Here is a 21,949-nt window from a genome sequence, read left to right on the forward strand (position 1 = left end):
AAATGTCCCGCGTATCGCAGGCGAGGAACCTGGGTAAATATTTCCTGCTCATCGATAATATGCTGGTCGTGCTGGGGTTCTTTGTTGTCTTCCCGCTGATCTCTATCCGCTTCGTTGATCAAATGGGCTGGGCCGCCGTCATGGTCGGTATTGCTCTCGGTCTACGCCAGTTTATTCAGCAAGGTCTGGGTATTTTCGGCGGCGCAATTGCCGACCGCTTTGGTGCCAAACCGATGATTGTTACCGGTATGCTGATGCGCGCCGCCGGATTCGCCACAATGGGTATCGCCCACGAACCGTGGCTATTGTGGTTTTCATGCCTGCTCTCGGGACTCGGCGGCACGTTGTTTGATCCGCCGCGTTCGGCGCTGGTGGTGAAACTAATCCGTCCACAACAACGTGGTCGTTTTTTCTCGCTGTTGATGATGCAGGACAGTGCCGGTGCGGTCATTGGCGCATTGTTGGGGAGCTGGCTGTTGCAATACGACTTTCGCCTGGTCTGCGCCACAGGGGCCGTTTTGTTTGTGCTGTGTGCGGCGTTCAATGCGTGGTTGTTACCGGCATGGAAACTCTCCACCGTACGCACGCCCGTTCGCGAAGGCATGACCCGCGTGATGCGCGACAAGCGTTTTGTCACCTATGTTCTGACGCTGGCGGGTTACTACATGCTGGCTGTACAAGTGATGCTGATGCTGCCAATTATGGTCAACGACGTGGCTGGCGCGCCCTCTGCCGTTAAATGGATGTATGCCATTGAAGCGTGTCTGTCGTTAACGTTGCTCTACCCTATCGCCCGCTGGAGTGAAAAGCATTTTCGTCTGGAACACCGGTTGATGGCTGGGCTGTTGATAATGTCATTAAGCATGATGCCGGTGGGCATGGTCAGCGGCCTGCAACAACTTTTCAACCTGATTTGTCTGTTTTATATCGGGTCGATCATTGCCGAGCCTGCGCGTGAAACCTTAAGTGCTTCGCTGGCGGACGCAAGAGCTCGCGGCAGCTATATGGGGTTTAGCCGTCTGGGTCTGGCGATTGGTGGCGCTATTGGTTATATCGGTGGCGGCTGGCTGTTTGACCTGGGCAAATCGGCGCACCAGCCAGAGCTTCCGTGGATGATGCTGGGAATTATTGGCATCTTCACTTTCCTTGCGCTGGGTTGGCAGTTCAGTCAAAAACGCGCCGCGCGTCGTTTGCTGGAACGCGACGCCTGATTTGATACTCCCCCCTGACTCCTCCATACTGAAAGTGAACTGACAGCCAAATGGAGGAGTCACGTGAAGCTATACATTTACGATCACTGCCCTTACTGCCTCAAAGCCCGCATGATTTTCGGCCTGAAAAATATCCCCGTCGAATTACATGTTCTGCTCAACGACGACGCAGAAACACCCACCCGGATGGTCGGTCAAAAACAGGTTCCCATTCTGCAAAAAGATGACAGCCGCTATATGCCAGAAAGCATGGATATCGTTCACTATGTCGATAAACTCGACGGCAAACCGTTACTGACCGGCAAACGTTCCCCTGCCATTGAAGAGTGGCTGCGCAAAGTCAATGGCTACGCCAACAAACTGCTGTTGCCGCGTTTTGCCAAATCGGCATTTGATGAGTTTTCTACTCCCGCCGCGCGCAAATATTTCGTCGACAAGAAAGAGGCCAGCGCGGGTAATTTTGCCGACCTGCTGGCCCACTCTGACGGTCTGATTAAGAATATCAGCGATGATTTGCGTGCGCTGGACAAACTGATCGTCAAACCGAACGCCGTGAATGGCGAACTTTCGGAAGATGATATTCAGCTATTTCCGCTACTGCGTAATCTGACGCTGGTAGCCGGAATCAACTGGCCAAGCCGCGTTGCTGATTACCGCGATAATATGGCGAAACAGACACAAATCAATTTGTTATCATCAATGGCGATTTAATCCTGACCCGCCGCGGCAGCCTGTATTCGCGGGTTGCCGCCGTTTTCAGTTTTTTCTGCTGGCGAGTTTATCGCTGGTGACACATGCTGCGTTGTGTCAGGATATTGACGCAGATTTCATGTCGAGGACTACCATGAACAAGTTTTTATTTGCCGCTGCATTGATCGTCAGTGGCCTGCTCGTTGGCTGTAATCAACTCACCCAATACACCATCACCGAACAAGAAATTAACCAGTCGCTTGCGAAACATAATAATTTCTCAAAAGATATCGGTTTACCCGGCGTGGCTGACGCCCATATTGTTCTGACAAACTTGACCAGCCAAATTGGTCGCGAAGAGCCGAATAAGGTTACCCTAACCGGAGACGCCAATCTGGACATGAACTCCCTGTTCGGTAGTCAGAAAGCGACCATGAAACTGAAGCTGAAAGCGCTGCCCGTGTTTGATAAAGAAAAAGGTGCGATCTTCCTGAAAGAGATGGAAGTGGTCGATGCGACGGTACAACCGGAAAAAATGCAAACGGTGATGCAAACGTTGCTTCCCTATTTGAACCAGGCATTACGCAATTACTTTAACCAGCAACCTGCTTACGTCCTGCGCGAAGATGGCAGTCAGGGCGAAGCAATGGCGAAAAAACTGGCGAAAGGCATTGAAGTGAAGCCAGGCGAAATTGTCATTCCGTTTACGGATTAATGACGAGGGCGCATTCGCGCCCTTTATTTTTCGTGCAAAGGAAAACGTTTCCGCTTATCCTTTGTGTCCGGCAAAAACATCCCTTCAGCCGGAGCATAGAGATTAATGACTGCACCATCCCAGGTATTAAAGATCCGCCGCCCAGACGACTGGCACCTTCACCTCCGCGATGGCGACATGTTAAAAACTGTCGTGCCGTATACCAGCGAAATTTATGGACGGGCTATCGTAATGCCCAATCTGGCTCCGCCCGTGACCACCGTTGAGGCTGCCGTGGCGTATCGCCAGCGTATTCTTGATGCCGTACCTGCCGGGCACGATTTCACCCCATTGATGACCTGTTATTTAACAGATTCGCTGGATCCTAATGAGCTGGAGCGCGGATTTAACGAAGGCGTGTTCACCGCTGCAAAACTTTACCCGGCAAACGCAACCACTAACTCCAGCCACGGCGTTACGTCAGTTGACGCAATCATGCCGGTACTTGAGCGCATGGAAAAAATCGGTATGCCGCTACTGGTGCATGGTGAAGTGACACATGCAGATATCGACATTTTTGATCGTGAAGCGCGCTTTATAGAAAGCGTGATGGAACCGCTGCGCCAGCGCCTGACTGCACTGAAAGTCGTTTTTGAACACATCACCACCAAAGACGCAGCCGACTATGTCCGTGACGGAAATGAACGGCTGGCTGCCACCATCACTCCGCAGCATCTGATGTTTAACCGCAACCATATGCTGGTTGGTGGCGTGCGTCCGCACCTGTATTGTTTACCCATCCTCAAACGCAATATTCACCAACAGGCATTGCGTGAACTGGTCGCCAGCGGTTTTAATCGAGTATTCCTCGGTACGGATTCTGCGCCACATGCACGTCATCGCAAAGAGAGCAGTTGCGGCTGCGCGGGCTGCTTCAACGCCCCAACCGCGCTGGGCAGTTACGCTACCGTCTTTGAAGAGATGAATGCTCTGCAGCACTTTGAAGCATTCTGTTCTGTAAACGGCCCGCAGTTCTATGGCTTGCCGGTCAACGACACATTCATCGAACTGGTACGTGAAGAGCAACAGGTTGCTGAAAGCATCGCACTGACTGATGACACCCTGGTGCCATTCCTCGCCGGGGAAACGGTACGCTGGTCCGTTAAACAATAAAAATCGTAGCTTCCTGTTGTCATTAGGTTATTTTACCTGTATAAATAACCAGTATATTCAACAGGGGGCTATTATGCGAATTGAAGTCACCATAGCGAAAACTTCTCCATTGCCAGCTGGGGCTATTGACGCCCTGGCTGGCGAACTTTCCCGCCGTATTCAGTATGCGTTTCCTGATAATGAAGGCCACGTATCGGTACGTTATGCCGCAGCGAATAATTTATCGGTTATTGGCGCAACAAAAGAAGATAAACAGCGCATTAGCGAAATTCTCCAGGAAACGTGGGAAAGCGCCGATGACTGGTTTGTCAGCGAATAATATGCAGTGATTTTTGTTTTTGCCGGGTCGCCCCGGCTTTTTTATTTTACTTACGAATTTTGAGTACAAAATTTCTACACTTCCTCAAAATAATTGCACAATATGCTAAAAAAATATGAATGACATGCTGTTTTATTGTTCATATAAATCTTAAAAGCAGAAATTTATCTGTTCCCCCCTTTAAAAATTCGGTGAATACCCTTACTTATTGGTATACTGAAGTTGCTTCAGATAAAAACGCATTGAACCTCGAATAACGTTGTCTAGTAACACGAATTAGGGGGCCATGATGGAAAAAAATAATGAAGTCATTCAGACTCATCCGCTCGTAGGGTGGGACATCAGCACCGTTGATAGCTATGATGCGCTGATGTTGCGTTTGCACTACCAGACCCCAAATAAGTCCGAGCAGGAAGGGACTGAAGTTGGTCAGACGCTCTGGTTAACCACTGATGTTGCCAGACAATTTATTTCGATATTAGAAGCAGGAATCGCCAAAATTGAATCCGGTGATTTCCCGGTAAACGAGTATCGGCGTCATTAACATGACATGACCATCCACCCAAAAGGCACCTCACCGGTGCCTTTACCATTTCTGGGTTGTATATCTGCATTCAGTTAATTACTCTGCTTAAACCATGAGAGCAGAGAGAAAAAAATGAAATACGATCTCATCATTATTGGCAGCGGTTCCGTAGGCGCTGCCGCCGGGTATTATGCAACCCGCGCCGGTTTAAACGTGCTAATGACCGACGCCCATATGCCACCGCATCAACACGGCAGCCACCACGGCGATACGCGATTAATTCGCCATGCTTATGGTGAAGGCGAAAAGTATGTCCCACTGGTACTCCGCGCGCAAACACTGTGGGATGAGCTCTCCCGCCACAACGAAGATGATCCCATTTTTGTACGCTCTGGTGTCATTAACCTCGGCCCGGCTGACTCCGCATTTCTCGCCAACGTCGCCCACAGCGCCGAACAGTGGCAACTCAACGTCGAAAAGCTCGACGCGCAAGGGATTATGGCCCGCTGGCCAGAAATACGCGTCCCGGACAACTACATCGGCTTATTTGAGACTGATTCCGGTTTTTTGCGCAGCGAACTGGCGATTAAAACCTGGATCCAACTGGCGAAGGAAGCGGGCTGTGCGCAGCTGTTCAACTGCCCGGTCACCGCAATTCGTCATGACGATGATGGCGTAACTATTGAAACGGCTGACGGAGAGTATCAGGCGAAAAAAGCGATTGTCTGCGCGGGAACATGGGTAAAAGACCTGCTCCCGGAGCTGCCTGTCCAGCCCGTACGCAAAGTATTTGCCTGGTATCAGGCCGATGGTCGCTATAGCGTGAAGAATAAATTCCCGGCGTTTACCGGTGAACTGCCCAATGGCGATCAATATTATGGTTTTCCGGCAGAAAACGACGCGTTGAAGATTGGCAAACATAACGGAGGCCAGGTTATCCATTCAGCGGATGAACGTGTTCCGTTTGCGGAAGTGGTCAGCGATGGTTCGGAAGCCTTCCCGTTCTTGCGCAATGTCTTGCCGGGTATCGGTTGCTGCCTGTACGGCGCTGCCTGCACCTATGATAATTCGCCTGACGAAGATTTTATTATCGATACCCTACCCGGTCACGATAATACACTGCTCATTACCGGCCTGAGCGGGCACGGTTTTAAATTTGCGTCTGTTTTAGGGGAAATAGCTGCCGATTTTGCGCAAGACAAAAAAAGCGATTTTGATTTAACGCCATTCAGGCTTTCCCGCTTCCAATAATCATCATTACGGCCTCCAGAATGAGGCCGTTTTTACAGGAGTATTTAATGCGTCGGCTGTTGCACTATCTCATCAATAATATTCGCGAGCATCTGATGCTTTATCTTTTTCTCTGGGGATTGTTGGCAATTATGGATCTGATCTATGTGTTTTATTTTTAGTTTTCCGCACTGACATAAACTGACAAATATTTAATCTCCCTTTCATTTAGCGTGAAAAATTGAATGAGATTATTCCTGCTTCTACAGCACTCACCAGACATCTCTGATGCTGAACCCACTAAACTTATGAAGATTCTTTCATTATTAATTCAAAATTATTGAAATAAAAATAAATATCATTCAATTTGTTATTTTTGTGTTGCAATTCATTCTCCGACACGCCATTTTCTTTCTCTCGCAAATTCGTTTTGGATGCACTTATGTCATTCACAAATACCCCTGAACGCTATGGTGTTATATCTGCGGCCTTCCATTGGCTAAGCGCAATTATTGTCTACGGCATGTTTGCTTTAGGTCTGTGGATGGTCACGCTCAGTTATTACGATGGCTGGTATCACAAAGCACCCGAACTGCATAAAAGCATCGGTATTTTGTTAATGATGGGGCTGGTTATTCGCGTTCTGTGGCGTGTCATATCTCCACCGCCGGGTCCGCTGCCGAGTTATTCGCCCATGACTCGTCTTGCCGCAAAAGCTGGACATCTCGCATTGTACCTATTGCTGTTCGCAATCGGCATCAGCGGCTATCTGATCTCAACTGCCGATGGTAAACCGATCAGCGTTTTTGGCTGGTTTGACGTCCCCGCGACCCTTGCCGACGCTGGCGCACAGGCAGACTTTGCCGGTGCCCTGCATTTTTGGCTCGCGTGGAGCGTCGTAGTACTGTCCGTTATGCACGGATTTATGGCCCTGAAGCATCATTTCATCGATAAAGACGACACTCTGAAGCGCATGCTGGGAAAGTCGTCATCTGACTATGGAGTATAAAAAATGAAAAAAAGCCTGCTTGGTTTAACCTTCGCGTCCCTGATGTTCTCTGCCGGTTCAGCGGTTGCCGCCGATTACAAAATTGACAAAGAAGGTCAGCACGCCTTTGTTAATTTCCGCATCCAGCACCTTGGCTATAGCTGGTTATACGGCACCTTTAAAGATTTCGACGGTACTTTTACCTTTGACGAAAAAAATCCGGCTGCCGATAAAGTGAATGTGACAATTAACACCACCAGCGTCGATACTAATCACGCCGAACGCGATAAACATCTTCGCAGTGCAGATTTCCTCAATACCGCAAAATATCCACAGGCAACATTCACCTCCACCAGCGTGAAGAAAGACGGTGACGAACTGGATATTACCGGCGATCTGACACTGAATGGCGTAACCAAACCCGTCACGCTGGAAGCGAAATTAATTGGTCAGGGCGACGACCCGTGGGGCGGTAAACGTGCAGGCTTTGAGGCCGAAGGCAAAATTAAGCTCAAAGACTTCAATATCAAGACAGATTTAGGTCCAGCTTCTCAGGATGTGGATCTGATTATTTCAGTGGAAGGCGTACAGCAGAAGTAAGCGTGAAATGTTGCCGGATGGCACGCATCCGGCAATGATATTTATTCTGTTGGATCAGGAATGCCCAGTGTTGTATTCAGACGTCCACGAGACTTATTAAAGATCTTATTGCCATTTTCACGTCCTGCCCGACGGCGTCGCTGTTCTTCTGGCGGTAACGCGCTTTCTTCGCAGCAAATCTCACTACAACAACCTTTGTATTTTTCCGCGCATACTGGACACTGAATAAACAGCAGGTGGCAGCCATCATTTTTACAGTTGGTATGGCTGTCGCACGGCGCGCCGCACTGGTGGCAATGCGCGATAATCTCATCCGATATACGTTCGCCCATCCGCTCGTCAAAAACAAAATTTTTGCCAATAAAACGCACCGGCAAGCCCTGCTCGCGCGCCTTACGGGCGTATTCAATAATTCCGCCCTCGATATGCCAGACTTTGTTGAATCCGTTATGTTTCATCCAGGCACTGGCCTTTTCACAACGAATGCCGCCGGTGCAGTACATGACGATTTTTTTATCTTTATGTGCCTGCATCATCTCGACTGCTTTTGGCAGCTGCTCACGGAAGGTATCTGCCGGAATTTCGAGCGCGTTTTCAAAGTGCCCCACTTCATACTCATAGTGGTTACGCATGTCGATAAACAGTGCATCGGGATCGTCAAGCATGGCGTTCACTTCCGCCGCTTGCAGATACTCACCAACATTGCTGGCATCAAAGTGAGGATCGTCAATACCGTCGGCAACGATACGATCGCGGACCTTCATGCGCAGTACCCAGAAGGATTTCCCGTCATCATCCAACGCGATATTCAGGCGTAAGCCATCTAAAGCCGAGTCGAAGGCATAGAGCTGCGCGCGAAATGTTTCAACATTGCTCGCAGGTACGCTGATTTGCGCGTTAATGCCCTCATGCGCCAGATACACTCGCCCAAAAACATTCAGCGCGGTAAACAGCTGATATAAAGCGTCACGGGTCGCCTTAGGATCGGCGATGTGGAAATACTTGTAAAACGAAATGGTGGTTCGCGGTTCGCTCTCAGCCAACATTTTGGCTTTTAGCGCGTCGTTGGAAATGCGGTTGTGTAACACTGGCATGGTGTACGGTTCCTGCGAGATGGGAAAGTAAAAATCCGCGGCATGATATAGCAATTATCGATAATTAACATCCACACATTTTACGCTACATTTGCGCATTAAAAATTATTTGTTATTTACAAGCGCGGCAATTTCGCCCAGTCTTCAGCCACAAATTTTGGTTGCGGGCGAAAAAATGCGACAATACATACAATTGCCCGAATAGGTTGAAAAACAGGATTGATATGACGAATCTACCCAAGTTCTCCACCGCACTGCTTCATCCGCGTTATTGGTTAACCTGGTTGGGTATTGGCGTACTTTGGTTAGTCGTGCAATTGCCCTACCCGGTTATCTACCGCCTCGGTTGTGGATTAGGAAAACTGGCGTTACGTTTTATGAAACGACGCGCAAAAATTGTGCATCGCAACCTGGAACTGTGCTTCCCGGAAATGAGCGAACAAGAACGCCGTAAAATGGTGGTGAAGAATTTCGAATCCGTTGGCATGGGCCTGATGGAAACCGGCATGGCGTGGTTCTGGCCGGACCGCCGAATCGCCCGCTGGACGGAAGTGATCGGCATGGAACACATTCGTGACGTGCAGGCGCAAAAACGCGGCATCCTGTTAGTTGGCATCCATTTTCTGACACTGGAGCTGGGTGCGCGGCAGTTTGGTATGCAGGAACCGGGGATTGGCGTTTACCGCCCGAACGATAATCCACTGATTGACTGGCTACAAACCTGGGGCCGTTTGCGCTCAAATAAATCGATGCTCGACCGCAAAGATTTAAAAGGCATGATTAAAGCCCTGAAAAAAGGCGAAGTGGTCTGGTACGCACCGGATCATGATTACGGCCCGCGCTCAAGCGTTTTCGTCCCGTTGTTTGCCGTTGAGCAGGCTGCGACCACGACCGGAACCTGGATGCTGGCACGGATGTCCGGCGCATGTCTGGTGCCCTTCGTTCCACGCCGTAAGCCAGATGGCAAAGGGTATCAATTGATTATGCTGCCGCCAGAGTGTTCTCCGCCACTGGATGATGCCGAAACTACCGCCGCGTGGATGAACAAAGTGGTCGAAAAATGCATCATGATGGCACCAGAGCAGTATATGTGGTTACACCGTCGCTTTAAAACACGCCCGGAAGGCGTTCCTTCACGCTATTAAATCTCCCATGCCGGATGCTTCAGAATGGCATCCGGCATTACCACAGCAAATCCCCCTGATTTAGCGATAAAAGCTCTCTGGATTGCGCCCCCTGGAAGTCGGGCGCATAATTAGTGTGCTTATCTTTTCTTCTTATGTTCACCGCGCCTGGCGCACCAACAGCGGATTGCTATGTCACCCTGTGAAAATGACACCCCTATAAACTGGAAACGAAACCTGATCGTCGCCTGGCTAGGCTGTTTTCTTACCGGGGCCGCCTTCAGTCTGGTAATGCCCTTCTTACCCCTCTACGTTGAGCAGCTTGGCGTTACCGGTCACTCCGCCCTGAATATGTGGTCCGGTATTGTCTTCAGCATTACATTTTTATTTTCGGCCATCGCCTCACCGTTTTGGGGTGGACTCGCCGACCGTAAAGGCCGAAAACTCATGCTATTACGCTCTGCTCTCGGCATGGGCATCGTAATGGTGTTGATGGGACTGGCACAAAATATCTGGCAGTTTTTGATCCTACGGGCGCTTCTTGGGTTACTTGGCGGATTTGTCCCCAACGCTAATGCTCTTATCGCCACACAAGTACCGCGTAATAAAAGCGGCTGGGCGCTGGGTACGCTCTCCACAGGCGGCGTTAGTGGTGCGTTGCTCGGCCCAATGGCTGGCGGCCTGCTCGCCGATAGCTACGGCTTACGTCCGGTATTCTTTATTACCGCCAGTGTGCTCATACTCTGCTTTTTCGTCACCCTGTTTTGCATCAGAGAAAAATTCCAGCCGGTCAGCAAAAAAGAGATGCTGCACATGCGGGAAGTGGTGACATCACTTAAAAACCCGAAACTGGTACTCAGCCTGTTTGTCACTACGTTAATCATCCAGGTGGCGACGGGCTCAATTGCCCCCATTCTGACGCTGTATGTCCGCGAACTGGCGGGTAACGTCAGTAACGTCGCCTTTATCAGTGGCATGATCGCCTCGGTGCCAGGCGTGGCGGCTCTGCTAAGTGCACCACGACTCGGCAAACTTGGCGATCGAATCGGACCCGAAAAGATCCTGATTACAGCGCTGATCTTTTCTGTACTGCTGTTGATCCCAATGTCTTACGTTCAGACGCCATTGCAACTTGGGATTTTACGTTTTTTGCTCGGTGCCGCCGATGGTGCACTACTCCCCGCCGTACAGACACTGTTGGTTTACAACTCGAGCAACCAGATCGCCGGGCGTATCTTCAGCTATAACCAATCGTTTCGTGATATTGGCAACGTTACCGGACCATTGATGGGAGCAGCGATTTCAGCGAACTACGGTTTCAGAGCGGTATTTCTCGTCACCGCTGGCGTAGTGTTATTCAACGCAGTCTATTCATGGAACAGTCTACGTCGTCGTCGAATACCCCAGGTATCGAACTGATTTTTCGCCTTTCATACTTGCAAAAGCGGAGAATCAGCTATCCTTTTCCCTGAAACCTCATCAACTCAAAGGGAGAATCGTGATGACCATGTACGCAACGCTTGAAGAAGCCATTGACGCTGCACGCGAAGAATTTCTTGCAGACAACCCCGGCATCGACGCCGAAGATGCGAATGTGCAACAGTTCAATGCCCAAAAATACGTTTTGCAGGACGGCGACATCATGTGGCAAGTTGAGTTTTTTGCCGACGAAGGGGAAGAAGGTGAATGTTTACCTATGCTTAGCGGTGAAGCCGCGCAAAGTGTTTTTGATGGCGACTATGATGAGATAGAGATACGCCAGGAGTGGCAGGAAGAGAATACATTACATGAATGGGACGAGGGGGAATTTCAGCTTGAGCCACCGCTGGATACCGAGGAAGGACGCGCAGCAGCTGATGAGTGGGATGAACGTTAATCACTCATACGGGCCATGATGAATGTCGATCGGCAGCAGTAAAGTATCAAAAACCAGGGAGAATGGCAGATCAAGGATTGTGACATAACGCCAGGCGGAGTCACGCACATCCCATTGCACACCGGGATAATATTGGTTGCCATGCCCCTGCCCCGGTATAGTGCGACTAATAATGCTGCCACAGCCACTCAGCAAGGTCACCATGATGCTCACCACAATTAAACGCATTTGATACCTCTTCCGTAAAAAAATACCGGCATAACGCCGGTATTTTTATTGGCTCGTTGTTTTTGCCGGATGCGGCGTGAACGCCTTACCCAACCTACAAAATCTTGCAAAATCAATAAATTGCAGGAACGATGTAGGCCTGATAAGCGTAGCGCATCAGGCAACTACGTTTTTATTGCGAAGCCGCATCCGGTTTACGCAATGCCAGTGGATTGAGCTTTATCCCTTCGTAATAACTCACCCATGAAGAATATCTCTCCGGGGAATTCCAGACGCGGAAATGCAGACGGGCCATCGTCACCGGATCGCTTAGCAGCACCAGGCGACGATCGCGATTCAGCTTCTCTGGCGTCTCGTTAAGCGCCTGTTCAACGTGGCGGTCACGGGCGATTTCCAGCACCTTACTGGCGCGGTGACGCGCGGTCGCCATTGCGGTTGCCAGAGCGTTAAATGACGGGTTAAACACCGCGTGCATAAAACCATCATCAAGGGAGCGTTGACGATTCATCTCAAGGAAGCGATCGGTATCAACCAGCACCTGCGGCGGTGAATACTCTTCCGGGATCAGGAACAGTTTCCAGCGTTTGGTTCGCAGACCAACGGTGGCACGGCTGGAAATCACCGAAACAAACGGTGACAGGATCAACGAGAAGACAATCGGTGCCAGCCAGAACAGGAAACGCAGATCCAACCACGCCATACCAACAGCCCACACTAACCCTAACAGCAGCTGTGAGCCGTGGCGTTTGAACGCTTCACCCCAGGAAGTGGAGTCATCATCACGCTGCGGTGAATTCCACACAACTTCCCAGCCAAGGAACGCGCTGACGACGAAGACCGTATGGAACAGCATGCGTACCGGAGCCAGCAGCACGGAAAACAGCACTTCCAGCAGCAACGATAATGTAACGCGCCAGAATCCGCCGTATTCTTTCGTTCCTTTGCACCAGATAAGCAAAATGCTCAATAACTTCGGCAGGAACAACAGCACCATAGTCGAAGCAAAAAGTGCAATCGCCAGCTCAGGACGCCACTGCGGCCACACCGGGAACAACTGCCGTGGTTGCAGGAAGTATTGCGGTTCGGTCAACGCATGTACTACCTGCAATGCAGTAGAGAGCGCGAGGAACATAAACCACAGCGGAGCGGAGAGATAAGACATCACGCCCGTCAGGAACACCGCACGGTGAACCGGGTGCATACCCTTCACCAGGAACAGACGGAAGTTCATCAGGTTACCGTGGCACCAGCGGCGGTCACGTTTTAGCTCATCAAGCAAGTTAGGCGGCAATTCTTCATAAGAACCCGGGAGATCGTAAGCAATCCAGACCCCCCAACCTGCACGGCGCATCAACGCCGCTTCCACGAAGTCATGTGATAGGATTGAACCGGCAAAGGAACCTTCGCCCGGCAGCGGAGCCAGTGCGCAGTGCTCGATAAACGGTTTCACGCGGATAATCGCGTTATGTCCCCAGTAGTGCGACTCGCCAAGTTGCCAGAAGTGCAAACCGGCTGTAAACAGTGGCCCATACACGCGGGTCGCGAACTGCTGACAGCGCGCATACAGCGTATCCATACCGGACGCTTTCGGCGACGACTGAATGATCCCGGCGTTCGGGTTGGCTTCCATCAGGCGCACCAGCCCGCACAAACAATCACCGGTCATTACCGAGTCAGCATCCAGCACCACCATGTAGCTGTACTGGCTGCCCCAGCGACGGCAGAAGTCATCGATATTACCGCTTTTACGCTTCACGCGGCGACGGCGGCGGCGATAGAAAATCTGACCTTCGCCACCGACTTCAGCGATAAGCTCCATCCAGGCTTTTTGCTCTGCGACGCAGATATCCGGGTTATAACTGTCACTAAGAATGTAGACATCAAAGTGTTTGGCATTCCCGGTGGCTTTTACTGATTCCCACGTTGCACGCAGGCCAGCAAAAACACGGTTCACGTCTTCGTTACAGATAGGCATGATCAACGCCGTGCGATGCTCCGGGTTTAATGGTTCATCGCCAACTGTTGACGCAGATATACTGTATTTATCGCGACCAATAAGCAGTTGCAGGAAGCCCATTAACGCCGTCCAGAATCCGGCGGACACCCAACAGAACAGTACCGCAAAGAGGATCAGGATACCGGTTTGCAGCATATAAGGCAGAAGCTGCATAAAGGAAACCCACAAATCCTGACCAACCATATCCATAGGATTAATCAGCGCCCAACCCTGATAAGGAAGAATGGTCTTCATATACCAGGTCGCGACGACAGTTTGCGCGAGCGTCAGGATCAACAGAATGTAACGGCGGATGGTACCGACGGTACGCCACTTTTGCTCGCTCTCCTGCTCTTCTTTGGTCAAACGAGCCAGATAGCGCGGCGTGACATCGCGTCCACGCAGGCGATCCCAGAAACGGCCTACCGGGTTGGTACGCCACGGGTCGGGAAACATCGAGGAGCGTTTTGCTTCTGGCATCGCCTTCAGCTGATCGCGCCCTTCGTCGTCTTTAATTAACTGTCCATCAGCAAGTGAATCTGGCCAGGCTTGTTCCAGACGCGCCTTTACCGAGCCTTGCGGGGAATCATCCTCCCGCGCCCAGGTGCGGTGTTCGGCATCCAGCGCCTGATGAACGGCGCGGATATCAGTCTTCGGCAATGCCGCTTTCTCGCTTGCGGCGATGGGCATTGCGTCAATGTACTCAGTTGTCTTATTCATTGGCAGGTAACTGGTAGCTCCAGGTTTCACTCAACGTCTGATCGGCATTCACCAGCGCAGCACGCATTTCAGTGGTTTTCTTGGCATCTTTCACTTTCACACGCATCACCAGACGCCAGCCTTTGGTAACCGGGTTATAGCGCACCGTGCTTTCAACTATCTCACCATTATCACCAATGCTGGTTTGCGCTGTGACCGGGGTATCCTCTGGCAGTTTTTTCATCTCTGCGCCGGTAAAATCGACCACAAAGGCGATAGTACCGTCAGGCTGGCGAATCAGGTTCGACTGCTTCACATCCCCCGTTGAACGACGCGTTTGTTGCACCCATGCGTTATCTGGCGCATGCAGTTTGTCTTCATCACGGCTGAAGGTGATGGTGTATTTAAAGTTCATCTCTTTACCCGGCTCCGGCAGCTGATCCGGCGTCCAGTAAGCGACGATGTTATCGTTGGTTTCATCGTTGGTTGGAATTTCCACCAGCTCAACGCTGCCTTTACCCCACTCCCCTTTCGGAGTCACCCATGCGCTTGGACGAAGATCGTAACGATCATCGAGATCTTCAAAGCGGGAGAAATCACGACCGCGCTGCAACAGACCGAAGCCTTGCGGGTTCTCCATCGAGAAGCTGCTGACCGCTAAATGTTTCGGGTTATTCAACGGACGCCAGATCCATTCGCCATTACCGGCATGGATAGACAGACCGTTAGAGTCGTGCAACTCCGGACGATAGTTATTTGCAGGCGACGGTTGGTTCGGCCCAAACAGGAACATACTGGTTAACGGTGCAACCCCCAGTTTGCCGACTTTATCGCGCAGATAGATTTTCGACTGCACATCCACAACCGTGTCACGCCCTGGCATAACCACGAATTTGTAAGCACCTGTCGCGCGCGGCGAGTCAAGCAATGCATAAATGGTTAAACGTTTATCAGTCGGTTTTGGACGCTCGATCCAGAACTCTTTGAAGCGTGGAAATTCTTCACCCGATGGCAAGGCGGTATCAATTGCCAGGCCGCGGGCAGAAAGGCCATAAACCTGACCTGCACCAATCACGCGGAAATAGCTGGCCCCGAGCATGCTGACGATTTCATCGTTTTTATCTTTGCTGTTGATCGGGTAAAGCACTTTAAAACCGGCAAAACCAAGGTCTTTTACCGTGTCTTTGTCATGCTGAACATCGCCGAAAGTGAAATAATCCGGGCTGTATTTGATTCGTTTGACTGCGGTGGCAGTCACTTCATTTATTTTGACCGGGGTATCGAAGTACATACCCTGATGGTAGAACTCGAGTTTGAATGGGGTCTTCAGATTGTTCCAGTACGCTTTGTCATGATTAAACTGGATCTGCTGATAGTCCGCGTATTTCATATCGCGGAAAACGGAGGGCAAGTTGCTTTTGGGCGCCTCATAGCCTTTCCCGGCTAAGGATTGAGCTTGCTTTGCGACATCATCAATACTGAAAGCCCAGCTTGAAGATGTATACAGGGTTAACATTACTGCAGCACTCAACCAACGCATTTTCATCATTTGTAGTTTATGTTTCATAATTAGTAAGCACTTCCCCCTTTGTGTGCTTATATCGATCCGATCTATTTTAATGGATAACCAGCCATTCCGACAACAGAATCCCGGTATCGTTCAGCACGCTGGCTCATGGATTAAGCACCTGATTGCAACCGTTTTCACTTTCCGTGCTTCTCCTAAAGACAGAAGCATCGACTTCGTGTAGGGTTTGCCAGCAATTTTATTTATCAACCGTCTTACAGACGCTTCCATTCTGGTTAGTGGTTGCGATGATGCTATGCATAAAAACCTTGAAGCCTGCGCCTGGCGCGGTCAGGTCGGTGTCGCTATGGCAACAAGCCTAAAGGCATAACCCGACAGGGATAAGACGAAAAATCCGAGATTAGTTAACCATATATGAATCCAGTACCCGCGCAACGTGAATATTTCCTTGACTCCATCCGCGCCTGGCTGATGTTGTTAGGGATCCCTTTTCATATTTCTTTAATCTATTCGAGCCATACATGGCATGTGAATAGCGCCGAACCGTCATTGTGGCTGACCCTTTTTAATGACTTCATCCACTCGTTCCGCATGCAGGTATTTTTCGTTATATCCGGCTACTTTTCCTACATGCTTTTTTTACGCTATCCCTTGAAAAAATGGTGGAAAGTACGTGTCGAACGTGTAGGTATCCCGATGTTAACAGCCATCCCCTTACTGACATTGCCGCAATTTATTATGCTGCAATACGTCAAAGGGAAAGCGGAAAGTTGGCCTGGGCTGTCATTGTATGACAAATATAATACGTTGGCCTGGGAATTAATATCACACCTGTGGTTTTTACTGGTGTTAGTGGTCATGACGACGCTGTGCGTATGGATATTTAAACGCATCAGAAATAATTTAGAAAATTCTGATAAAACGAATAAAAAATTCTCGATGGTAAAACTATCGGTGATTTTTTTGTGCCTCGGCATCGGTTATGCGGTAATAAGAAGAACGATTTTTATTGTGTATCCGCCCATTCTGAGTAATGGCATGTTCAATTTTATTGTCATGCAAACGCTATTTTATTTACCGTTCTTTATCCTCGGCGCACTGGCTTTCATTTTCCCTCATCTTAAAGCCTTGTTTACCACGCCGTCTCGTGGCTGTACCCTCGCTGCAGCATTGGCGTTTGTCGCTTATTTACTCAACCAGCGCTATGGCAGTGGCGATGCCTGGATGTACGAAACCGAGTCAGTGATCACCATGGTCCTCGGTCTGTGGATGGTGAATGTGGTCTTCTCCTTTGGCCACCGTTTGCTTAACTTCCAGTCAGCGCGGGTGACTTACTTTGTTAACGCATCGCTATTTATCTATCTGGTTCACCACCCGTTAACGCTGTTTTTCGGCGCATACATTACACCGCACATCACCTCCAACTGGCTTGGTTTTCTCTGTGGCCTGATATTCGTAGTAGGGATTGCGATAATTCTGTATGAAATTCATTTACGCATCCCGTTACTGAAGTTTTTGTTTTCTGGTAAACCGGTTGTTAAGCGTGAGAACGATAAAGCACCAGCCCGTTAAGCCACATTTACAATAACCATTCCACGGGCAATATCGACGCCAGTCTGACCATAACCCGCTTCCAGAAACTGGTGGCGGGTTCTTTTTTGAGAATAATCTCTTTCTTTGCATGACGATCAACCCAGTTGATCCGTCCCCACCTGTCCAGACGGAGCTGCCAGGCCGCATCATACTGGCTCTGAATAAAGCGTTTATCAATTAACTGTGCCAGCGTTTCGCTCTCTATCACGAAGCCCATTTCAGTATTGAGCAATGTTGAACGCGGATCGAAATTGAAAGAGCCGATAAACACCGTTTTACCATCGATGCTAAAAGTTTTAGCATGCAGGCTAGCTCCGGAATTACCGGTTATGCCGCGATCGTGTAACGTACTACTTTGTTCACGCGTCGGCTTGAGTTCATATAATTCCACGCCATAGCGGAGCAATTTTTTGCGCCAGCGCGCGTATCCGGCATGGACGACAGCAACATCGTTAGCGGCAAGAGAATTGGTTAGGATCGCAATCTTTACCCCTTTTCTCACCATCCGTAAGAGTTGCGCCACACCTGCGCGTGTCGGTACAAAATAGGAAGAGATAATATCGATGCGTTCACTGGGTGAGCCCATGATATCGAACAGGCGCTGCGGTAACAGTGAATGCCGTTTTGCCTTGCCCTCCCCTTTCGCCGGATCATCACTTAATAAACGTGTTTTCGCCCAGATAAGCGGCAACGTTCCATCAACCAGATGATTTATAAACGGACTGGATTCCATTTGGCGTAAGTAACGATGCGTCATGGCATCGTTATGCCAGGAGGCGGGTAACTCGATGCGATCCGCCATTTCACCTTCCGGGACATCCAGCACCTGCTGTAAGGGTGAAACCGATTTGCAATACCAGTAGCGGGCGAAATCATCGGCAACGTCCTCTACCACGGGTCCTATTGCCATAACATCTAAATCCGAAAAAAGTGGCTCTTCCCCTGCCCCAAAATAGGCATCACCAATATTTCGTCCTCCCACCAGGGTAACCACGCCATCGACAGTGAAACTTTTATTGTGCATACGGCGATTGAGACGGGAAAAGTCGGTGATATAACCAAGCGGACGCAGCAAGCGAAACGAGAAAGGATTAAAAAGCCGGACTTCAATGCGGGGATGGCTGTCAAGCAAGCGTAAAATATCGTCAAGTCCGGGCGTATTGTTGTCGTCCAGCAACAAACGGACGCGAACGCCACGCTTTGCTGCGGCTAACAGGGCGGAAAACAGTAACCGACCCGACATATCGTCCTGCCAGATGTAATACTGAACATCCAGCGTATGCTCTGCCATTTCGGCCAGACGATACCGGGCTGCAAACGCATCCAGACTTTTCTCCAGAGGAAAAAGGCCACACTGACCGGGATGTTGCGAACACAGTGGCAGCACCGCGCTCGCCAGCCGGGGAAAATCATTCATCTCCTTGTTGAGTAAGGAGTCTTTCGTAGAGGTGGGCGTTTTCTTCATCATAACAGACAAAGTATACCTGTTCGGGTAAAGCGTGACGGGTAATAAATTCTGAAACGGTTTTTACTGCGATTTCAGCCGCTGCCGCACGAGGGTAACCATAAACCCCAGTACTGATTGCAGGAAAAGCCACTGACGTAAAGCTGTTTGCCGCCACCAGTCGTAGGCTATTGAGATAGGCATCCTGCAAAAGCTGGTCTTCATTTTGTTCACCACCACGCCAGACTGGCCCGACGGTGTGCACTACGGCTTTAGCAGGAAGATCGCCTGCAAGCGTAATAACGGCATGCCCCGTAGGGCAATCGCCCTGCTGTTGCCTGACTTTTAAACAAGCATCCAGCAGGGCCGGACCCGCTGCGCGATGAATGGCCCCATCGACGCCGCCGCCTCCCATTAATGACGGATTAGCCGCATTCACAATCACATCAACGGCCAGTTTGGTAATATCACCCTGCACAACATGAATACGCGTTTTCATAACGCCTCCTTACACCTTCTTGTTTCTTAAGTGTACAGCAGGCTTTTTGGTTAAATCGCATTTTTCTGCTCAGCAACGTGAGTTGTTCAGAAACTTAGTTATATTCGATGTTCATTACAGCCAGCTTTTTCTGTTTATCAAGATACTGCACTTTTACTGAGGCTATTTGCGCGTTTTTGACATTGCCGCTCATTAACGCTTTGCTGGAGTAGGTTTTGCCCGGAATAGAACCATTCTGTGGGCAGTTCATTTCTACGGGTGATGACTGGGTGCTGACGTCACATGCCGGTTCCACAATTTGGCCATAAAAATGGATCACGCCCCCTTGCACGGTGCTTCCAGCAATGGCAATAAAAGGAAAAAACAAACTGCCGAGCATAAGAGAGTTTAAAAAAGGTCTGAACATTTATTCTATTTCCTCAATGATTAGTCATCCTTGAGGGTTGTGTTATCCATACTTTCAGGTTGGCTGATTCGCAGCAGACCATTCTCTCCAGATTCATCTTATGCTCGATATTTCAACAAATTAAGACTTTTCTGAAGAGGGCGGCCATTGTTGTGATAAATGAAGTGACTGTCCATCAGAAACAGTAACAACTATTTTCACCCGATCGTCCGGGGAAATATTTAAACTCAACCTCGTCAAAGCAATGGGTTGATTAGCAGGCAATGAAAGGGTCTTTTCTTGCTTCGTCTGACTTTGCCCTGAACTGCCTTCGCGCAGGGACAATATTTGTACTCTGCACAGACAAGATTGAGTAAGAGTGACTTCAGGAATAATGGTATACACATCCCCTTGCTGGGTCGTATTAAAGGTTATCTGACTGGAAAGTGCCGCAAGGAGTAATAACGCATTCATATTCTTCTCCCGAAAAAAAACAGGGCTTGCGCCCTGTTTCTGTAATACAAATGATGTATTAGTACTGATGAGCGGTCGCGTTGTTACCAAAGCCAACCTGAGTCACGTTGACGGAGGAGTTAGATGCAGTCTGGTCAACTGCAGCACCGTTGCCACCACCGAACTGTTTAACCGTCATTTCAGAATTTTTGCCGTTCCACTGATCAAGAGTAGCGCTGTTACCGAAGCCACGTTGGGTCAGATCGATTGAGCTGTCATCTGAGCCCTGACCAACATCTGCACCATTACCGCCGCCATGCTGGGTAATAGTCAAGTCAGAGTTACGGGCATCAGTTTGCAGAGCAAGTGCAGAGTTACCGCCACCGTACTGGTAAATGTTCAGCTCAGAATTTGGGCCGCTATTATTACCGCCACCACCGTGGTTACCGCCGCCGCCGTACTGAGGAACAACACCTGCCAGAGCGCTACCGGAGAATACGATTGCTGCAATTGCTGCTACTTTTAAAAGTTTCATGTAAAACCCCCATCGGATTGATTTAAAAGTCGAATGGAAATTAACGTTGTGTCACGCGAATAGCCATTTGCGACTGTCTCTGCACTACAATTGCCGTTTTTTGAGTACCATACTGTGTAATATTTGCTTTATTACCAGAACCTTTCTGGATAATCATCGCAGTATTACCATAAGCACCTTGCGAAATACTGGCATCGTTGGCACTGCCCGCCTGATCAATATATGCAAGGTTATAATCTCCTGTCTGGTCAATCTTTGCCCGGTTGCTACTACCTTCTTGCGCAACAACCGCCAAAAGTTTTGAGCCTCCCTGCCGTAACTGAGCACTATTATTAGTCCCAGCTTGACCAATTATGGCTGCCTGATTAAATGAAGACTTACTCAATTCATTTACCGCGAAGTTATATTCTGAATTAGCTAAATCATAACCTGCTGCGGCTGCAATCCCAGGCGCACCCAGTATTGTTAACATCATAAATAACAATTTGTTTTTCATGTTGTCACCCTGGACCTGGTCGTACATTTAAGAAATTAAATCATTTCAACTTGGTTGTTAACGCAACCTGTATTTTGTTAACGCTGCGTTACGATGGAAAGTATGTCTGCGGAAATATTTTTAATAACTCACCCGCGCGTTGTATTTTTCTTTTTTAGTTCATACCAAAGTATTAAAACCCACGTAAATACGCTGTTATCTACGCAAAAAAATATTTTATTTTCTTTTAAATCTCCGTTTTCCGCTATCAAAAAGCACCAGACAGTCATTCTTCTTGCCCGTCGCTGATTGCTGCGATATGTCTTGCGCACAAGCCGTGACAAACCTCGTCTTTTTGCAGTAAAAAATTGTCCACGGAGGTGTGGAGAAAAAACAAGAACGTTTTACATGACGAAAGGACTACACCGAAATATTTTTATATGCATTATTAGTAAGTTATCACCATTTGTATGATTTTTTAAAATTGTGCAATAAAAACCAAATGTACAACTGGTGATGCTGCCAACTTACTGATTTAGTGTATGATGGTGTTTTTGAGGTGCTCCAGTGGCTTCTGTTTCTATCAGCT

General features: G+C 49.3%; 24 protein-coding genes. 14 read left to right on the forward strand and 10 right to left on the reverse strand.

Translation table 11 applies throughout. The features are described 5' to 3' along the window. Window positions 1–2 precede the first annotated feature (2 nt). The 10 genes from mdtH (at window position 3) to RTW80_RS04320 (ending at window position 7,431) form a co-directional block, all read left to right on the forward strand. Entirely contained in the window at window positions 3–1,211 is a 1,209-nt protein-coding gene (gene mdtH, locus RTW80_RS04275; protein WP_000092199.1) for a multidrug efflux MFS transporter MdtH, read from the forward strand. A 63-nt stretch (window positions 1,212–1,274) separates the two neighbouring features. Then, complete coding sequence (gene grxB, locus RTW80_RS04280) at window positions 1,275–1,922, forward strand: glutaredoxin 2 (RefSeq protein ID WP_000780912.1); 648 nt, start codon at window positions 1,275–1,277, stop codon at window positions 1,920–1,922. Window positions 1,923–2,055: 133 nt separating this feature from the next. Then, window positions 2,056–2,616: a lipoprotein gene (locus RTW80_RS04285; RefSeq protein WP_001295443.1), complete on the forward strand. Its 561-nt coding sequence runs from the start codon at window positions 2,056–2,058 to the stop codon at window positions 2,614–2,616. 105 nt (window positions 2,617–2,721) lie between these two features. Beyond that, a complete protein-coding gene (pyrC, locus tag RTW80_RS04290; protein ID WP_000126543.1) occupies window positions 2,722–3,768 on the forward strand; it encodes a dihydroorotase in 1,047 nt (348 codons plus the stop codon). Between the two features lie 73 nt (window positions 3,769–3,841). Beyond that, window positions 3,842–4,087: a DNA damage-inducible protein I gene (gene dinI, locus RTW80_RS04295; RefSeq protein ID WP_001217754.1), complete on the forward strand. Its 246-nt coding sequence runs from the start codon at window positions 3,842–3,844 to the stop codon at window positions 4,085–4,087. Window positions 4,088–4,376: 289 nt separating this feature from the next. Beyond that, window positions 4,377–4,631 (forward strand): biofilm formation regulator BssS, encoded by a 255-nt coding sequence (gene bssS, locus RTW80_RS04300; protein ID WP_000414437.1) that lies wholly within the window; start codon window positions 4,377–4,379, stop codon window positions 4,629–4,631. A gap of 114 nt (window positions 4,632–4,745) precedes the next feature. Continuing rightward, window positions 4,746–5,864 carry an N-methyl-L-tryptophan oxidase gene (gene solA / locus RTW80_RS04305; RefSeq protein WP_000872811.1) on the forward strand — a complete coding sequence of 373 codons (1,119 nt, stop codon included), beginning with the start codon at window positions 4,746–4,748 and terminating at the stop codon, window positions 5,862–5,864. Between the two features lie 47 nt (window positions 5,865–5,911). After that, on the forward strand, window positions 5,912–6,025 hold the full coding sequence (locus RTW80_RS04310; RefSeq protein WP_001253418.1) for a YceO family protein: 114 nt from the start codon (window positions 5,912–5,914) through the stop codon (window positions 6,023–6,025). 260 nt (window positions 6,026–6,285) lie between these two features. Further along, a complete protein-coding gene (locus RTW80_RS04315) occupies window positions 6,286–6,852 on the forward strand; it encodes a cytochrome b (RefSeq protein WP_000011108.1) in 567 nt (188 codons plus the stop codon). A gap of 3 nt (window positions 6,853–6,855) precedes the next feature. Continuing rightward, window positions 6,856–7,431, forward strand: a complete 576-nt coding sequence (locus RTW80_RS04320; protein WP_000749260.1) for a YceI family protein — start codon at window positions 6,856–6,858, stop codon at window positions 7,429–7,431. Window positions 7,432–7,472: 41 nt separating this feature from the next. Here RTW80_RS04320 and RTW80_RS04325 read toward each other — a convergent pair whose 3' ends face one another. Next, complete coding sequence (locus RTW80_RS04325; protein ID WP_001295444.1) at window positions 7,473–8,525, reverse strand: rhodanese-related sulfurtransferase; 1,053 nt, start codon at window positions 8,523–8,525, stop codon at window positions 7,473–7,475. Between the two features lie 224 nt (window positions 8,526–8,749). Between RTW80_RS04325 and lpxL the strand changes: the two genes are divergently transcribed. The 3 genes from lpxL (at window position 8,750) to RTW80_RS04340 (ending at window position 11,525) form a co-directional block, all read left to right on the forward strand. Beyond that, the gene (lpxL, locus tag RTW80_RS04330; protein WP_000183364.1) at window positions 8,750–9,670 is read left to right on the forward strand and encodes a kdo(2)-lipid IV(A) lauroyltransferase; all 921 of its coding nucleotides are present in this window, start codon (window positions 8,750–8,752) and stop codon (window positions 9,668–9,670) included. Between the two features lie 171 nt (window positions 9,671–9,841). Continuing rightward, on the forward strand, window positions 9,842–11,068 hold the full coding sequence (mdtG, locus tag RTW80_RS04335; protein WP_000074172.1) for a multidrug efflux MFS transporter MdtG: 1,227 nt from the start codon (window positions 9,842–9,844) through the stop codon (window positions 11,066–11,068). An 82-nt stretch (window positions 11,069–11,150) separates the two neighbouring features. Then, complete coding sequence (locus tag RTW80_RS04340; protein ID WP_000180056.1) at window positions 11,151–11,525, forward strand: acidic protein MsyB; 375 nt, start codon at window positions 11,151–11,153, stop codon at window positions 11,523–11,525. On the opposite strand, the gene RTW80_RS04345 is transcribed toward RTW80_RS04340, so the two are convergent. The 3 genes from RTW80_RS04345 to mdoG form a co-directional block, all read right to left on the reverse strand. Continuing rightward, window positions 11,526–11,753, reverse strand: coding sequence for a YceK/YidQ family lipoprotein (locus RTW80_RS04345; RefSeq protein ID WP_001237205.1), 228 nt, complete (start codon window positions 11,751–11,753; stop codon window positions 11,526–11,528). Window positions 11,754–11,925: 172 nt separating this feature from the next. Continuing rightward, the gene (mdoH, locus tag RTW80_RS04350) at window positions 11,926–14,469 is read right to left on the reverse strand and encodes a glucans biosynthesis glucosyltransferase MdoH (RefSeq protein ID WP_001295445.1); all 2,544 of its coding nucleotides are present in this window, start codon (window positions 14,467–14,469) and stop codon (window positions 11,926–11,928) included. After that, the gene (mdoG, locus tag RTW80_RS04355; RefSeq protein WP_001300662.1) at window positions 14,462–15,997 is read right to left on the reverse strand and encodes a glucans biosynthesis protein MdoG; all 1,536 of its coding nucleotides are present in this window, start codon (window positions 15,995–15,997) and stop codon (window positions 14,462–14,464) included. Before mdoG ends, mdoH begins: the two co-directional genes overlap by 8 nt. A 393-nt stretch (window positions 15,998–16,390) precedes the next feature. On the opposite strand from mdoG, the gene mdoC reads away from it, so the two are divergent. Further along, window positions 16,391–17,548, forward strand: a complete 1,158-nt coding sequence (mdoC, locus tag RTW80_RS04360; RefSeq protein ID WP_001070350.1) for a glucans biosynthesis protein MdoC — start codon at window positions 16,391–16,393, stop codon at window positions 17,546–17,548. Between the two features lie 7 nt (window positions 17,549–17,555). Here the strand turns inward: mdoC and clsC are convergent, their stop codons facing one another. The 6 genes from clsC to csgB all read right to left on the reverse strand — a co-directional run bounded on the left by clsC (window position 17,556) and on the right by csgB (window position 21,381). Then, window positions 17,556–19,037 (reverse strand): cardiolipin synthase ClsC, encoded by a 1,482-nt coding sequence (clsC, locus tag RTW80_RS04365; protein ID WP_074152930.1) that lies wholly within the window; start codon window positions 19,035–19,037, stop codon window positions 17,556–17,558. After that, the gene (ymdB, locus tag RTW80_RS04370) at window positions 18,979–19,512 is read right to left on the reverse strand and encodes an O-acetyl-ADP-ribose deacetylase (protein WP_000857401.1); all 534 of its coding nucleotides are present in this window, start codon (window positions 19,510–19,512) and stop codon (window positions 18,979–18,981) included. The genes clsC and ymdB overlap by 59 nt, the downstream gene beginning before the upstream one ends. Before the next feature lie 94 nt (window positions 19,513–19,606). After that, the gene (gene ymdA / locus RTW80_RS04375) at window positions 19,607–19,918 is read right to left on the reverse strand and encodes a protein YmdA (protein ID WP_000489587.1); all 312 of its coding nucleotides are present in this window, start codon (window positions 19,916–19,918) and stop codon (window positions 19,607–19,609) included. Window positions 19,919–20,038: 120 nt separating this feature from the next. Further along, complete coding sequence (gene csgC / locus RTW80_RS04380; protein WP_000992837.1) at window positions 20,039–20,371, reverse strand: curli assembly chaperone CsgC; 333 nt, start codon at window positions 20,369–20,371, stop codon at window positions 20,039–20,041. A gap of 58 nt (window positions 20,372–20,429) precedes the next feature. Then, window positions 20,430–20,885, reverse strand: coding sequence for a curli major subunit CsgA (gene csgA / locus RTW80_RS04385; protein ID WP_000771437.1), 456 nt, complete (start codon window positions 20,883–20,885; stop codon window positions 20,430–20,432). 40 nt (window positions 20,886–20,925) lie between these two features. Further along, window positions 20,926–21,381 (reverse strand): curli minor subunit CsgB, encoded by a 456-nt coding sequence (gene csgB / locus RTW80_RS04390; protein WP_000791650.1) that lies wholly within the window; start codon window positions 21,379–21,381, stop codon window positions 20,926–20,928. Window positions 21,382–21,949 lie beyond the last annotated feature (568 nt).

Source organism: Escherichia sp. AM3 (genome assembly GCF_032029835.1).
GTDB lineage: Bacteria > Pseudomonadota > Gammaproteobacteria > Enterobacterales > Enterobacteriaceae > Escherichia > Escherichia coli.